This is a genomic window from Marinimicrobium sp. C2-29, from assembly GCF_038419845.1.
GTDB lineage: Bacteria > Pseudomonadota > Gammaproteobacteria > Pseudomonadales > Cellvibrionaceae > Marinimicrobium.
This window is the reverse complement of sequence record NZ_JBCAQT010000014.1, coordinates 97,229-112,257: the sequence shown is the minus strand read 5'-3', so window position 1 is coordinate 112,257 and position 15,029 is coordinate 97,229. Positions and strand designations below refer to the sequence as shown.

The window sequence follows — 15,029 nt, the reverse complement described above, 5'->3', positions numbered from 1 at the left end:
TTGCGTTTAGGTGACTTCCCATTATAGGCCTGCCGTATGTCAATAGAATGGCCATTTGTGAAAACGGGATTTGCAAATATGGAGATACTTGCCTATGGTGAATCTTGACAAGCTAAACTGGAATGACCTCAAATATTTTATCAGTGTCGCCCGGTCTGGTTCGCTGGCGCGCGCTGCGGAAACACTGGGTGTGAATCACTCGACAGTGTTTCGACGAATCAACAACCTGGAAGACGCGTTGGGCGCCAAACTGTTCACTCGTCTGTCTGAAGGTTACCAGCTCTCGGAAGAAGGCAAGGACGTGCTCAAGTATGTCGATGAAATGTCGACCCGTGTCGATGATATTCAGCGGCTTTTGGACAATAATAACGAGGAGCTTCGAGGACCGGTTGGGCTAACCGCCCCCCACAACCTGGCCTATTGTTTTCTTCCCGGGTACATCCGGGATTTTCAGGATGTGTATCCGGAGATCAACATCAATCTTTTGGTGACAAATGCGGACTGTGATTTGTCGCGACGCGAAGCCGATCTTGCTATCAGATCGTGCTCCGCGCCGCCGGACTACCTGGTAGGTCAACGTCTGTTTTCACTGGGATGGAGTGCCTATGCGGCCCCCGCCTACCTGGAGAAATGTGGGCGCCCTGCGGATGAAATTGAATTGGCTGAGCACCGGGTTATTTCCGCCCATGTTGATCTGACCTTCCTCCCCGCGTTTCGCTGGTTAGAAGGAAATGTACCTCGGGACTGCATTGTTGCTCGATCCAATGACCTGGTCTCCATGTCGGCATTGGCAGCGGCAGGAATCGGTATCGCTATCCTGCCGGATGACCAAGCCAAACCTTCGCTGGAGCGGCTCTTTAAGGTTAACTTCGCGCAGACAAGCGACATCTGGGTTCTTATTCATCCAGACATGAAGCGTTGTCAGCGTCTTAAGGTATTCAAGGATTACCTTATTCGCCGATTTCGAGAAGATTCGCTTTTTGAAAGACTCTCGTTGTAAAAAACCGTCGGTTGCGCTTGATAACGGCTTTTTTACAAAAGGGCTCATCGGGTAACAGGGTGTCCAGATCTGTCGGATTGCTTCAGTACCTCTGAGATTATGCTCGACGCAACACTCGCGTCACCAACCAGGGGCCAATCGCCTCAAAGACCAATGTGGAGGCGATCACGGCCGGCAGCAGGTGCGCCAGCTCGTTCGGGTAGCGCTCGGCCGCCAGTAGCGCCATGCCGATGGCCACGCCCGCCTGGGGAGTGAGTGCCAGGCCCAGGTTCGGGGGCAGCGACTGGTGTCGTAGCGACGGCAACTGCACGCCCAGCCAGCCCCCCAGAAAGCGCCCCAGGAAACGCAGCACAAGATAGGCCAGAGTCAGTCCCAGAGCCTGGTTCAGTGCGTCGAGTTGAATACTGGCCCCCGACAACACGAAAAAGAACACGAGAAAGGGCCACTCGATGTATTCCACTTCGCGGAAGGACTGGGTGTGGTGGCGCGAACCGTTGGCCACCCACATGCCGGCCACCATGGCGGTCAGGATCTCCGAGACCCCAAGCCAGGCCGATAGCCCCGCCATCAGCAACATCAGGGCGATGGCCTCCACCTGTGTGGGCCGTCCGGGAGAGAGCCGGCCGGTGAGAAAAGCGGCGGGAAGGCCCAGAACCGTACCCAGCAGGGCCGCTCCGCCCAGCTCCCAACCGGCATGCAACAGGGCTGTTTCGGGCTCGCTGGAGAGTAGCCAGCCGAGGATGGCCATGCCCAGACCGAAGGTGAGAATCCCCCAGGCGTCGTCAATGGCGACAATGCCCAGCAGGAGTCGGGCGCGAAGCCCGGTATCGCCGCGCTCGCGTATGCTCTCGGTCACCGCCGCCGGGTCTGTCGCCACCGAAATGGCGCCCAGGGCAATGGCCAGTGCCGGTGCAAACCCCAGCAACCACAAACCGGTTCCCACCACCAGAGCGCTGCTTAACACCACAGTGATGGACAATACCAGTATCAATGAGCCGGTGGCCTTGAGCCGGTCCAATGTCAGTTCGCTGCCCAGCAAAAAGGCCACCATGACCAGAGCGAGTTTGATCAGGGGCTCACTCAGTCCATCGAGCAGCTCGCCGCTGTCCTGCCCCAATAGTCCCTGGTGAATCAGCGCCACACCCAGCCCTACCAGCACCAGCACGGAGATGCGCGGCACGGGCGTACGGTCAGCGATCACGTCGGCGAGAATGCTCACCGACAGGATGACACCGAGCAGAATCATGGCGAGGGCGGCGGGATTGATTTCGGTTAAAGACATGCTTGTCAATTATGGCGATTTTGCAGTGGATGTCGAGCCCGATCCCGTTCGGGTCTTACAGAAACTCCCGGCTGATATTCAGAATCCGGCCATCCACCGCTTGCTCCAGCCTGTTTTCAACCTCGCTGCAGAGCGATTCGACATCACGCCGCGACAACCCTGTCACCACAAACGACCATTCGCTCGCATCGTGACGGTCGCGCTCGCCGCTCTCGCACACCGCAATCGACGGGTTTCGTCCCAGCCGCTCGTGCAGCCCGCCCATGCGCTGGCGCTTTTCCTTGAGCGAGCCACAACCGGGGAGGGAAATGCTGCAGGTCAGAATGCCTATGTGCATGGCTTACCTTTTTTCAATGCGGTTCTCGTCTTCCAATGCGGTTCTCGCACGGCTATTGGTCGATGTCGCGGGTTTGCACATGGACCACAGCGTCGGCAACAAAGCTCATCAGATAGAACACGTCTTCTTCGGATACATTATCAACGTAAAGCTCCAGCGCATAGTTGTCATATTCGTCCCCGTTCTGGCCGACGGACTGATCAATAAGGGTGTGAGAGGTGACCGAATGGCTTTGTTCCGGCAGGTCGAAAGTTGCCAGGGGTTCAGGAGCATCCGGGTAGATTCCGTCCGAGTGCTGATTGTTGATCCACTTCTCCAGGTCTTCATCCGGAAGGTCATCGGCAAACAGAGCCACCGTCACATCCATTTCAAACTCGGTCGAAGTATTGTCTATTGAAATTTTCAGGACCGCGTTCTGGTCTCTCAGGTGGTAAATTTTGAGGGTGGGGCCATAGAGATGCAGGCTGTAATAACTTTCAATATCCAGCACAGAGACGTTGTCGCCCGAGACGTCGAGCTCCCTTGGCTCACCCAGTGTGGGCGGATCGTCACCCTCTCTTGCGGCCTGATAATCGGGGTCGCTGTCAGAAGAGCAGCCGCTGAGCAACAGCAGGGCTGTGAGCAGGTACATCGTCAACTTCAGTGCGCCGGTATTCATCCTTCACTCCTTACATTTATTCTGCTATGAACCCCTGCCCTCAACCTCCTCGGACTCCTCATCAAAACCCGGATTCCTCGGATCGATTTCCTGCAACCCGAGTGTGGCTTCCGGGGTGGTGGTAACAAACTGCTCCTGCTCACTCACCGGCGTCTTCGGCTGACCGAAGCGGGTCAACATCAAAAGACTCAACCCGCCGAGAATCAGGGCGCTGCTGATAAACAACCCGCGCGGACCCAGCAGCTCCATGAAGGCGGAGCTGATGATCGGGCCGATGCAACTGCCCACACCGTAACTCAACAATAACGCGGTGCTGGCGGCGGTGATCTGACGGCTGTCCATCAGGTCGTTGGTGATTGCAACCGCGATAGGGTAGAGCGCAGCGCTGATGCCCATGTACAGACCCACAAAGAAAATCAGCAACGGCATGTTGAAGCTGCCGAGCAGGGCGGCCACCAGACTGCAGATACCGGCAAGGGCCGCGGCGCCCAACATGATTTTGTACCGACTATAGCGATCGCACAGCTGGCCCACGGGCCAGGCAAGGATCATCGCGGCGATGATGGCCGCCGCCATGAAATTGGAGATTTCGTTCACTTCCAGGCCAATGTTATTGGCGTAGACCGGCCCCATGGTGTAGAAGGCGCTGATCAATAGCCCCGCCAGGAGCGCGCCCAGCCCGCCGACCGGTGAGGTGCGGAACAGCTGGCGCAGCGACAGCCGGCTGGTGGTTTCCATCACCGGAGACTGGGTGCGCGTCAGCGACAGGGGAACGACCGCCAGGATCACCAGAATGGCGGCGAGACTGAAGGGGATATAGCCGGCCGGGTCACTGACCCGGATCAACACCTGCCCACCGGCGGTGGAGAGGAAGAACACCACCTGGTAGACCGCGAACAGGCTCGCCCGGTTTTTGTTGTCGGCCTTGCTGCTGAACCAGCTCTCGATCACGATCATCAGCCCCGCGATCACGAACCCCCCGACTGCACGCAACAGCCCCCAGAGGCCCGCTTCCACGGCGAGCGGGTGCAGCAGGATGGCCGTGGCCAGAATCGCGGCAAAGACGGCAAAGGCTCGGATGTGGCCCACGCGCTGAATGATGCGTCCGGCGTAGAGGGTGCCGGCCACGAAGCCGACGGAATAGAACACCAGGATCCAGCCGATCAGAGTGGCGTTGAAGCCTTCGATACTCAGTCGCAGGCCGAGCAGCGTCATCAGAAACGCGTTGCCACTGACCAGCAGAATCAGGCTGGCGATGAGTGCGGAAAGACTGAGCGCGGCGCGGGCCATGTTCCCTCCGTCCGGTGATTCAACAAAATGACGGTGTGGATGGTGGGCAGAGCCCACCCTACAAATGGTAGCAGATGGGGGGATTATCACCGCAAGAGTCTGTGGGCGGAGCCCACCCTAGGGTGGTGGTATATGGGGTCTCTCAACGCACGAATTGGTGGGCGGAGCCCACCCTACGGGGTGGTTGATGGGGGCCACCCTACGGTAGGGTGGGCTCCGCCCACCACGTCAAACGCCTGACTTAACTCTCGTCTTCAATCGCGCTCCGGTAACCCTCGGCGTCCAGGGCGTCGTCCAACTCCGACAGGTCGTCGGGCTTTACCCGGAAAAACCAGCCGTCGTCGTAGGAGGACTCATTGACCACTTCCGGAGAATCTTCCAGGTTTTCATTGATGGCGACCACTTCGCCCGAGACCGGGGAGTAGATATCCGATGCGGCCTTGACCGACTCGACCACACCGGCTTCTTCGCCCTTGCTGACCTGGCTGCCCACCTCTGGCAGCTCCACAAACACCACATCCCCAAGGCTGTCCTGAGCGTGGTCACTGATGCCGACGGTCACGGTGCCGTCTGATTCGACACGGGCCCACTCGTGGCTGGGCAGGTATTTCAGTTCGTTGCGGATCTCGCTCATGGTTCGCTTTCCTGTTTTTGAAATTTAAATGATGGATTTTCCGTGGCGCACAAAAGCGGGCCGGGTGACAGTCACCGGGACCCACTTGCCGCGCATGTCGACTTCGCACTCGCCCTGGGCGTCAATCGGCACCCGGGCCAGGGCGATACTGTGGCCCAGCGTGGGAGAGAAGCTGCCGCTGGTGATGATGCCCGTCTGCTCGCTTCCGGCCACCCGCACGGTCTGCCCCTCGCGCAGGACGCCGCGCGCGGTGAGCGCCAGGCCCACCAGCTTTTCGGTCACACCGGCGGCCTGCTGTTGGGTCAGCGCCTGCCGACCCACAAAATCGCGCTGCTCCGGGGTCCAGGCGATGGTCCAGGCCATATTGGCGACCAGCGGCGAGGTGTTCTCGTCCATTTCGTGCCCGTACAGATTCATGCCCGCTTCCAGACGCAGGGTGTCGCGCGCGCCCAGGCCGCAGGGCGATACGCCGGCTTTCGCCAGGGCGTTCCAGAAATCCTCGGCCTGCTCGTTGGGCAGGATGATTTCCAGCCCGTCCTCACCGGTATAGCCGGTGCGGCCGATAAACCAGTCATCCTCTTCCAGTGCCTGAAAGACCTTCAGCTCCTTGATGGCATCGGCGTACTGCGGGAGGACTTGAATCACCCGCTCGATCGCTTCCGGGCCCTGCACGGCAATCATCGCCAGCTCTGGTCGCTCGTCAATCTGCACCTCGTAGTCCTGGCCCACTTCCGCCATCCACTTGAGGTCCTTGTCGCGCGTGGCGCAGTTCACCACGGCCCGGTAGTGCCCCTCACGCCGATAGTGTCCCTCTCTATTGTAGACAATCAGATCATCCACCACGCCGGCCTCGTGATTGAGCATGGCGCTGTACAGCGCCTTGCCCGGTTTGCCGTCCAGCTTGGCCACATCGTTGGCCAGCAGGTACTGCAAATAGGGTTTGGCGTGGGTGCCTTCAATGTCCACCACGGTCATGTGCGAGACATCGAACATGCCGGCGCCCTGGCGTACCTTTTTGTGTTCCTCAAGCTGGGAGCCGTAGTGGATCGGCATGTCCCAGCCGCCAAAGTCGACGATTTTGCCGCCCATGGCCTTATGGCAGGCGTAGAGAGGAGTTTGGTTGCCCATAGTGCGTTGGTCCAGAGAGTTGGAAGCGGGCGAGAGCGTTGATCGCTCCCGAGACGTTATCGAAAGGGGGCCATTTTAGCGATCTGGGGCCGCTTTCACCAGTGCGCCGTGTTCCACAGGTGTCATGCGTAGGGCGCGGTAAGCGAAGCGCACCCGCCGATGCCTAACGTCCGGTCCACTCAGTGCGATCTATTTCGCACTCAAGGCTGCTCCCTGCGCCGAGCTCATTCGAATGGGGAGTCGGCTGCGACGGATCATCAGCATCACCGGGGCGATGCTCAACATCACCAGGGTGAGCGCCGGCAGCGCGGCCCGGCGCCACTGGCCCTCATCGGTCAGCTCGTAGATACGCACTGCCAGCGTGTCCCAGCCAAAGGGGCGAAGCAGCAGCGTGGCCGGCATTTCCTTCATGGTATCGACCAGCACCAGCAGGGCCGCGGTGAGCAGGCCGGGGGTGAGTAGCGGCAGGTAGACGATCAATAACACCCGCCACTGACTGGCGCCCAGGCTGTGAGCCGCCTCCTGGTAGCTCGGACGGATGCGCTCCAACGCCGACTGCACCGGACCAAAGGCCACCGAAAAAAAGCGAATGGCGTAGGCCAGAATCAGTGCGAGCAGGCTGCCCACCAACAGCTGCTGCTGGGGTAGGCCCAGCCAGCCCTGCACCCGGTTGATCAGCTCCTGGTCGATAAAGGCGAACGCGATCATGATGCCCACCGCCAGCACCGAGCCGGGCAGGGCGTAGCCCAGGCTGGCCAGGCGCACGGTGCCGCCAATCTGCTGCTTGCCCACCAGGCGCTGACCATAGGCCACCAGCAGTGCGAACAGGGTGGTGATCAGAGCGGCGCTGCCGCCGAGAATGAAGGTGTGCCGGATCAGTGCCCAGTAGCGTTGGTTCAGTGCCTCGGCGCCCTCGGCCAGGGTCCAGATCAGCAGTTGGCCAATGGGGATGGCGAAGGCCACGACAAACACCGACAGACAGAAACCACTGGCGAGCCAGGCGCGCACGCCGGTGAGGTGATAGCGCTCGGCGTCGCGTTTGGGCGTCTGGTGAAAGCGGCTGCCGCCGCGCCCCTTCTGTTCGGCAAACAGGGCCAGCGCCACAAACAGCAGCAACAGCGAGGCGAGCTGCGCGGCGGCCGTCAGGTTGAAAAAGCCGAACCAGGACTTGTAGATGGCGGTGGTGAAGGTGTCGTAATTGAACACGGCGACCGCCCCAAAATCCGCCAGAGTCTCCATCAGGGCCAGGGAAACCCCCACCGCAATGGCCGGCCGCGCCATGGGCAGGGCCACATGCCAGAAGCTGCCCCAAGGACCCCGGCCCAGCAGGCGGGCGGCATCGGCCAGGCCCCGCCCCTGGGCGATAAACGCGGTCCGGGCCAGCATATAAACGTAGGGGTAGAGCACGCAGGTCATGATGAAGACCACGCCCAGGGGGCCGCGTACGGGAAGGAAAGGGGTGTCGGGCCCGAGCCAGTCGCGCCAGAGTGACTGAATCGGCCCCGAATAGTCGGTCAGGGCGAGAAACACAAAGGCCACCACGTAGGTGGGTACCGCCAGTGGCAGCATCAGGGCCCAGTCGAGCCAGCGTCGGCCGGGAAACTCACACACGGAGGTGAGCCAGGCCAGGCTGACGCCGAGGATCAGCGTCCAGAGCCCCACGCCCACCAGCAGAATGACAGTATTCTCCAGCAACCGGCCCAGCTGGGTCTGAATCAGGTGTTGCCAGATTTCAGTCTGGGCATTGCCCCAGCTGAGCACAATCACGCTGACCGGCAGCAATACCAGCCCCGCCATCAACCAGACAGGCAGATGCCAGAGGCGCGCCCGCCATTGACGGCGGCGCGCCCCGGGGTGAGTGGTGTAGTGCATCAGCGCGGTATCGGTCAAACGCGACCCTTAGCGGTAATTCAGTAAATCGATGCGCCAACTTTACCGGTAATTGACACGATCCATCAGTTTGATGGCGTCGGACTGGAGGCGACCGGCCGATTCCACATTGACCGAGTCGGCCTTGAAGTCGCCCCATTCGGCGACAAAGTCCGAGGGCTCGACGCTATCGTTGGCCGGGTATTCCTGGTTGGCTTCGGCAAAGGCTTCCTGGGCCTGCGGGCTGGACAACCACTCGAGCAGGTCTTTGGCCGCCTCGGGCTGCTTGGCGTGACGGGTCAGGCCGGCACCGGAGACGTTGACGTGAACGCCACGGCCATCCTGGTTGGGCCAGAAAATGGCGAGCTTCACATCGGGATTTTCTTTCTGCAGACGCCCGAAGTAGTAGGTGTTGACCAGCGTCACGTCACATTGACCGGCCAGAACCGCCTCCATGGCCGAGGTGTCGTTCGAGTGCGGTTGAGTGGCCAGGTTGTCCACCCAGCCGCCGACGATTTCCTCGGTCTGTTCTTCACCCAGGGTGTTGATCATGGTGGCCACCAGTGACTGGTTGTACACCTTCTTGGCAGTGCGCAGGCACAGACGGCCTTCCCACTGATCATCGGCGAGCGCCTCATAGGTGCTCAGCTCGCTCGGGTCGACCCGCTCGGTGGAGTAGACGATGGTGCGCGCCCGGACCGAGAGACCAAACCACTCATTGTCGTCGGCCTGCAGATGCTCGGGAATGTTGCGCTCCAGCACCTCGGATTCCACGGGCTGGAACAGGCCCTCCTGGGAGGCCTGCCAGAGGTTGCCGGCGTCCACGGTCAGCAGCAGGTCGGCGGGCGTGTTGCTGCCCTCGGCCTTCAGGCGCTGGATCAGGGCGCCGGCATTGTCGGTGATGTAACGGACCTTGACGCCGGTCTCTTCGGTGTAGCGTTCAAAGATGGGCTGGATCAGGTGCTCTGCCCGGGCCGAATAAACCGTTACCTCGGTCGGCTCCTGGGCCGTCTCGGAGGTTTCGTTGTCGCCGGAGTCACTGCAGGCGCTGAGCAGAAGCCCGGCGCTTGAGGTCAGTAAACCGACAGTTGCCAATTGGCGTAGAGAGGGAAGTTGCGGCTTCATAAAACAGGTCCTTTGGGACGGGAAACAAATCAACAATATGGATGATAAAGATTCTTATTTACGGAAGCAATCGGTTTGTGGCTTTTTTCTGCGTCCCGCGCGCTTGGGCCACGCGGCGTTTGCGCTTACACTGACTCTCTCGTTACCGCCACTATTCCGACAGGGGTGTTCATAGTGAAATTGATCAAACGGTTGCTGAAAATTCTGGTGGCGCTGGTGCTGCTCGTGGTGATTGCCGCTGTAGCCCTGGTGTTTGTGTTTGACCCCAACATGTTCAAGCCCCGGCTTGAGGCCATGGCGCAGGAGCAGGGGATACAGCTCGATATTGATGGCAACCTCGGCTGGCAACTCTGGCCCGCGCTGGGGGTGGAAGTCAACGGCATCCGGGTGGCCGCCGAATCGGCTCCCGATGAGGAAATCGCCCGCCTGGAGCGCGCCAGTCTGAGGGTGGCGGTGATGCCGCTGCTGCGGGGCGAACTGTCGGTGCATCACATCCTGGTGGACGGCGCCGCCCTGGACCTGCGCGTTGACGAGCAGGGTGAAGGCAATTGGGAGCAATTGCTGACCGAGAGCGAAGAGGCCCCGGCGGATGACCCGGCGCCGACCACAGAGCCCGAGGACGCCTCGGGTGACGGTGTCGTGAGCGAAGAGGGGCAGAGCCTGCAGCTGGCGGTCGAGCAACTGACGATCAGCAATGCCTCCCTGCGTTATCGCGACGCGGCGACCGGTCAGGATCTGGAGCTCTCGCCCCTGAATCTCTCCCTCTCGGAGTTCAACCTTCAGGGCCGGCCGTTCGCCATTGATCTGGGCTGGGAAGCGCAGGTCACCGATGAAGCCATGCTGGGCGATCAGCCCCTGACCCTGATCGGGCAGCTCTCCAGCCGCATTCTGCTGGCGGAGGATATGAGCCGGCTCGAACTCAACGGGGGACAGCTTGATCTGGAGCTGGCCCGGGCCGGCGCCAGCGACGACATTCGCCTCACGCTCGACGTGCAGGCCGAGCAGCTGCTCGACAGCCCGACTTTCAATGGCTCGATCAACTTGCGGCCCTTCAACCCCAAGGCCCTGATGGCCGTGCTGTCGCTGCCGGAACCCGAAATGGCGAAAGCCAGTGCCCTGACCCGGGTTGCAGCGCAGGTGACTTTTGCGGGTACCACCGAGCAGATCGAGCTCAACCCGGTTGTGCTGGAGCTGGACGACACCCGGATTGAAGGCCGGGTGGCGGTGACCGATTTCAGCCGCTCGGCGCTGGAGGTGGCACTGCGCGGCGACAGCCTCAACATTGATGACTATCTCCCGCCGCCTTCCGAGGAGGAAGAGGCGCCGACCGAAGACGAGGCCACCGGCGATAAAGAGCTGATCCCGCTGGAGCTGGTGCGCGAGCTGCACGCCGATATCGGGCTGCAGTTTGGTTCCCTGACGGTGATGGATCTGGCCATGACCGACCTGGATGTGCAGCTGCGGGCGCGCGACGGCCTGGTGGAGCTGCAAAAGGCGCGGATCAATGCCTACGAAGGCGAACTGGACGCCCGGGGCGAGCTGGATGGCCGCGGCGAGACGGCGGTGATCGACTTTGTCGGCGCTCTGGAAGGGCTGGAGCTGGCGCCGCTGCTGCGCGACCTGGAGCTGGATGAAAACCTGCAGTTGAGCGGCGCCCTGAATGCCAATGTGGATGCCGCCACCCGCGGTGTGACCATGAATCAGTTGATGGACAGCCTGCGGGCCGAGACCGGGTTCTCTGGCGCGCAGGTGCGCCTGGCGCCGCTGAATATCGAACAGAAGTTCTGCCAGGTGGTGAACCTGGTCACCCGCGCCGAGAAAGATCCGGCCAAAACCTGGGCCGACTACACCGAGATGAAAGAGCTCTCCGGCAAGGCGCTGATGGAGGGGCGGGTCTTTACCCTCGAGTCCCTGCAGGCCGGTGTCGAGCGGCTGACAGTGGGCGCGCGGGGCGAGCTGGATCTGGCCGAGGCGGTCTACGACTTCACCCTACCGCTGCGTCTGGGGAGCGAAGCCTCCAGCGAAGGTGGCTGCCGCATTTCCAGCAACTACTGGATGAACCGCAGCCTCTCGTTGTTGCGGTGTCGGGGTTCGCTCGACAGCCTCAATCCGGTCAGTGACTGTCGCCCGGACAAGGACGCGCTGGAATCGCTGGTGAAAGATTTTGCCGAGTACCAGGTTCGCGAGCAGCACGGCGAGCGCATCGACGAGGAGAAAGCCCGGGCCCGCGAGAAAGCCGATGAAGAAAAAGCGCGCCTGGAAGAAAAAGCGGAAGAAGAGAAGGAGCAGCTGCGCGACAAGGTGCGCGAGAAGCTTGGGGGTGAAGAGGGCGATGATCGGGAGGAGCGCCTGAAAGACCTTTTCCGTCGTTAATGTAACGCAACAGACTGAACTTAAGAGAGCACATGAGTAAATCGGGATTCGCCAGCGACGTATTGCGCTGGTTCGATCGCCACGGGCGCAAGAACCTGCCCTGGCAAAAAAACATCAGCGCCTATCGGGTCTGGCTGTCGGAGATCATGCTCCAGCAGACCCAGGTCACCACGGTGATTCCCTATTTCGAGCGTTTTACCGAGCGCTTTCCCGATGTCAGGCAGCTGGCGGCGGCCCCGGTGGATGAGGTGCTGCATCTGTGGACCGGCCTGGGGTATTACGCCCGGGCGCGCAACCTGCATCGCTGTGCGCAGCAGATAGTGGCCGAGCACGGCGGCGAATTTCCGGACAGTGTCGATGAGTTGAGTGCACTGCCGGGCATCGGCCGCTCCACCGCCGGGGCCATCGCCAGCATTGCCTTTGGCCGGCGCGCGCCCATTCTCGATGGCAACGTCAAACGCGTTCTGGCCCGGCACTATGCGGTGGAGGGCTGGCCCGGGCAGACCCGGGTGGCCAACACCCTCTGGCAGTACGCCGAGCAGCATACGCCCGAGCGGCGCTGCGCCGACTACACCCAGGCCATGATGGATCTGGGTGCCACAGTCTGTACCCGCACCCGGCCCGCCTGCGAGCTCTGCCCCCTGGGGGCGAGCTGCATCGCCCGCGCCCAGGGCAACCCCACCGACTACCCCGGCAAAAAGCCCAAGAAGGACAAGCCGGTCAAAGCGGTGCAGTTTCTGATGCTGCGCAACCCCGCCGGTGACATTCTGCTCGAGCAGCGTCCGGCGCAGGGTATCTGGGGTGGGCTCTGGGGTTTCCCGGAGCTCAATGTCGATTCCGATCCGCATGAACACGTGGCCGATCACTACGGCGCGGTAGCCCAGCGTGAAGTCTGGGACAGCTACCGGCACACCTTCAGCCACTACCATCTGGAGATTACCCCGGTTCTGTTGCAGTTGGCCCGGGAGCCTGAGAAAGTAAGTGAAAGCGGCGCGGCCTGCTGGTATTGTCTGGATGATCCCGAAGCGCTCGGGCTGGCCGCGCCGGTCAAGCGCCTGCTGCAGAAACTGGCCGAACTGGACCTGAGGTTGAGCCGCACAAGCGGCCAAGGCTAATCACAAAGGAGTTACACCGTGAAAACAATAATAACGGCGATGCTGGTCGCGCTAATTAGTGTCAGTGCCCTGGCGCAGACCGACCCGAAACCCTTCCAGGCCTATACCCGTTCGGGGGTGTCGCTCAACGGCGACTGGAAAATCATCGTGGACCCCTATGAGAACGGCTATTACAACTACCGCTATGAACCGTTCGACCAGATGGAAAACCCACCGCGCAGTGCCTACTTTCGCGATGCCAAACCCCGGCACCGGGCGGAGCTGATCGAGTACGATTTTGATAAGGCCGAGAGCCTGACCGTTCCCGGCGACTGGAATACCCAGAAGGAAAAACTGTATTACTACGAAGGCAGCATCTGGTACCGCAAGCTGTTCAATGCGCCGGCCATGGAGGCCGGACAGCGCAGTTTTCTGCATTTCGGTGCGGCCAACTACAAGGCCGATGTGTATCTCAACGGGGAAAAGTTGGGCCGGCACGTGGGCGGTTTCACTCCCTTTCATTTTGAGGTGACCGGCAAGCTCAAGCCCCAGAATAATTCCCTGGTGGTCAAGGTCGACAACAAGCGCGAACGCGACGGCGTACCCACGCTGAACACCGACTGGTGGAATTACGGCGGGCTGACCCGCGGTGTGCGGCTGTTGGTGACGCCGGAGATGTTCATTCGGGACTACCAGATCCGGCTGGATGATCACCGCACCAGCGAGGTCTCCGGCGAGGTGCTGCTCGACGGCGCCGAAGCCGGACAGAGAGTGCGCATCACCCTGCCCGAGCTGGGGATCGATCAGGTGATCGAAGTGGATGAAAATGGCGTCGGTCGGTTTCAGGTGCGCGCCGTGGGCGCTCAGCTCTGGTCCCCCGAGAGCCCCCGGATGTACCAGGTCAACTTCAAGGCGGGCAAGGATCATCTGAGCGATGAAGTCGGTCTGCGTACGATTGAAACCCGGGGCAAGCAGCTGCTGCTCAACGGCAATCCGGTTTTCCTGAGGGGCATTTCCCTGCACGAAGAGTATGCGGTGGACGGCGGGGGCCGGGTCACTTCCGCCCGTGAGGCGCGCCAGCAACTGCAGTGGGCCAAGGAGCTGGGCGCCAATTTTGTCCGGCTGGCGCACTACCCGCACAACGAATACATCGTGCGCCTGGCCGATCAGTTGGGGGTCATGCTCTGGTCGGAGATTCCGGTGTACTGGACCATCAACTGGGACAGTGAGGACACCTATCGCAACGCCGAGCGCCAGCTCACCGAGATGATCCAGCGCGATAAAAATCGCGCCGCCATCATCATCTGGTCGCTGGCCAATGAAACCCCGGTGAGCGAGGCACGCAACGAGTTTCTCACCCGGCTGGCGGAGAAGGCGCGCGAGCTCGACAGCTCCCGCCTGATCAGTGCGGCCATGGAGAAACACTACGATCCCGAGGACCCCAACCTGGCGGTAGTGGAAGACCCGCTGGCCGAGCTGGTGGACATCGTCAGTTTCAACGAATACATCGGCTGGTACGACGGCCCGCCCGAGAAAGCCGACCAGGTCACCTGGGAGATCCCCTACGACAAGCCGGTGTTCATCAGCGAATTCGGGGCCGGCGCCAAGCAGGGTCTGCAGGGCGACTCCACCACGATCTGGACCGAGGCCTACCAGGCCAAGCTGTATCGCAAGACCCTGGACATGCTCGATCGGATTGATGGCTACGTGGGCACCTCGCCCTGGATCCTGCTGGATTTCCGCTCGCCCCGCCGGACCCTGCCCGGGATTCAGGACGACTTCAATCGCAAGGGGTTGATGTCCGAAACCGGCGTGCGCAAGGAGGCCTTCCGGGTGTTGCGCGACTACTACCGCCAGCGCGCGGCCGAGCGGGTGAAGCTGGAAAAAGTAGAGTAGAGGCATTAGGCTGTCGCCTCCCCGAGGCACCCTGGAGAGTAAACAGTTATGGCACGCACAGTATTCTGTCGCAAATACAAGCAAGAACTGGAAGGCCTTGAACGGCCACCGCTGCCTGGACCCAAGGGGCAGGATATTTACGACAACATCTCCAAGCAGGCGTGGCAGGAATGGCTGGCGCACCAGACCATGTTGATCAATGAAAAGCATCTCAACCTCATGGACATGGGTACGCGCACCTACCTGAACGAGCAGATGCAGAAGTTTCTCTCCGGCGAGGACTATGACCGGGCGGAGGGCTATGTTCCGCCCGAGTCGTCTGAGTAAAACCGTCCCGGAAAAG

At 61.1% G+C, this 15,029-nt stretch carries 13 protein-coding genes; 5 read left to right on the top strand and 8 right to left on the bottom strand.

Annotation, left to right across the window (positions count from 1 at the left end):
• Window positions 1-94 precede the first annotated feature (94 nt).
• Window positions 95-1,000 (top strand): LysR family transcriptional regulator, encoded by a 906-nt coding sequence (locus AAE484_RS14240; protein ID WP_341939080.1) that lies wholly within the window; start codon window positions 95-97, stop codon window positions 998-1,000.
• A gap of 97 nt (window positions 1,001-1,097) precedes the next feature.
• Here the strand turns inward: AAE484_RS14240 and AAE484_RS14235 are convergent, their stop codons facing one another.
• From AAE484_RS14235 to AAE484_RS14200, 8 genes are all read right to left on the bottom strand, one after another.
• Window positions 1,098-2,282 carry a cation:proton antiporter gene (locus tag AAE484_RS14235; RefSeq protein ID WP_341939079.1) on the bottom strand — a complete coding sequence of 395 codons (1,185 nt, stop codon included), beginning with the start codon at window positions 2,280-2,282 and terminating at the stop codon, window positions 1,098-1,100.
• Window positions 2,283-2,337: 55 nt separating this feature from the next.
• Complete coding sequence (locus tag AAE484_RS14230; RefSeq protein ID WP_341939078.1) at window positions 2,338-2,619, bottom strand: DUF503 domain-containing protein; 282 nt, start codon at window positions 2,617-2,619, stop codon at window positions 2,338-2,340.
• Between the two features lie 52 nt (window positions 2,620-2,671).
• A complete protein-coding gene (locus AAE484_RS14225; RefSeq protein ID WP_341939077.1) occupies window positions 2,672-3,277 on the bottom strand; it encodes a hypothetical protein in 606 nt (201 codons plus the stop codon).
• Between the two features lie 24 nt (window positions 3,278-3,301).
• Window positions 3,302-4,567, bottom strand: a complete 1,266-nt coding sequence (locus AAE484_RS14220) for an MFS transporter (protein WP_341939076.1) — start codon at window positions 4,565-4,567, stop codon at window positions 3,302-3,304.
• A gap of 241 nt (window positions 4,568-4,808) precedes the next feature.
• A complete protein-coding gene (gene gcvH, locus AAE484_RS14215; RefSeq protein ID WP_341939075.1) occupies window positions 4,809-5,201 on the bottom strand; it encodes a glycine cleavage system protein GcvH in 393 nt (130 codons plus the stop codon).
• 24 nt (window positions 5,202-5,225) lie between these two features.
• On the bottom strand, window positions 5,226-6,329 hold the full coding sequence (gene gcvT / locus AAE484_RS14210; RefSeq protein WP_341939074.1) for a glycine cleavage system aminomethyltransferase GcvT: 1,104 nt from the start codon (window positions 6,327-6,329) through the stop codon (window positions 5,226-5,228).
• 189 nt (window positions 6,330-6,518) lie between these two features.
• Window positions 6,519-8,219 (bottom strand): ABC transporter permease, encoded by a 1,701-nt coding sequence (locus AAE484_RS14205; protein WP_341939073.1) that lies wholly within the window; start codon window positions 8,217-8,219, stop codon window positions 6,519-6,521.
• Window positions 8,220-8,261: 42 nt separating this feature from the next.
• Entirely contained in the window at window positions 8,262-9,323 is a 1,062-nt protein-coding gene (locus AAE484_RS14200) for an extracellular solute-binding protein (RefSeq protein WP_341939072.1), read from the bottom strand.
• Between the two features lie 174 nt (window positions 9,324-9,497).
• On the opposite strand from AAE484_RS14200, the gene AAE484_RS14195 reads away from it, so the two are divergent.
• The 4 genes from AAE484_RS14195 to AAE484_RS14180 are packed head-to-tail and all read left to right on the top strand — an operon-like array spanning window position 9,498 to window position 15,013.
• On the top strand, window positions 9,498-11,696 hold the full coding sequence (locus AAE484_RS14195; RefSeq protein WP_341939071.1) for an AsmA family protein: 2,199 nt from the start codon (window positions 9,498-9,500) through the stop codon (window positions 11,694-11,696).
• A gap of 32 nt (window positions 11,697-11,728) precedes the next feature.
• Window positions 11,729-12,811 carry an A/G-specific adenine glycosylase gene (mutY, locus tag AAE484_RS14190; RefSeq protein WP_341939070.1) on the top strand — a complete coding sequence of 361 codons (1,083 nt, stop codon included), beginning with the start codon at window positions 11,729-11,731 and terminating at the stop codon, window positions 12,809-12,811.
• An 18-nt stretch (window positions 12,812-12,829) separates the two neighbouring features.
• Window positions 12,830-14,686 (top strand): glycoside hydrolase family 2 protein, encoded by a 1,857-nt coding sequence (locus AAE484_RS14185; protein WP_341939069.1) that lies wholly within the window; start codon window positions 12,830-12,832, stop codon window positions 14,684-14,686.
• A gap of 48 nt (window positions 14,687-14,734) precedes the next feature.
• On the top strand, window positions 14,735-15,013 hold the full coding sequence (locus tag AAE484_RS14180) for an oxidative damage protection protein (RefSeq protein ID WP_341939068.1): 279 nt from the start codon (window positions 14,735-14,737) through the stop codon (window positions 15,011-15,013).
• Window positions 15,014-15,029: the final 16 nt, after the last annotated feature.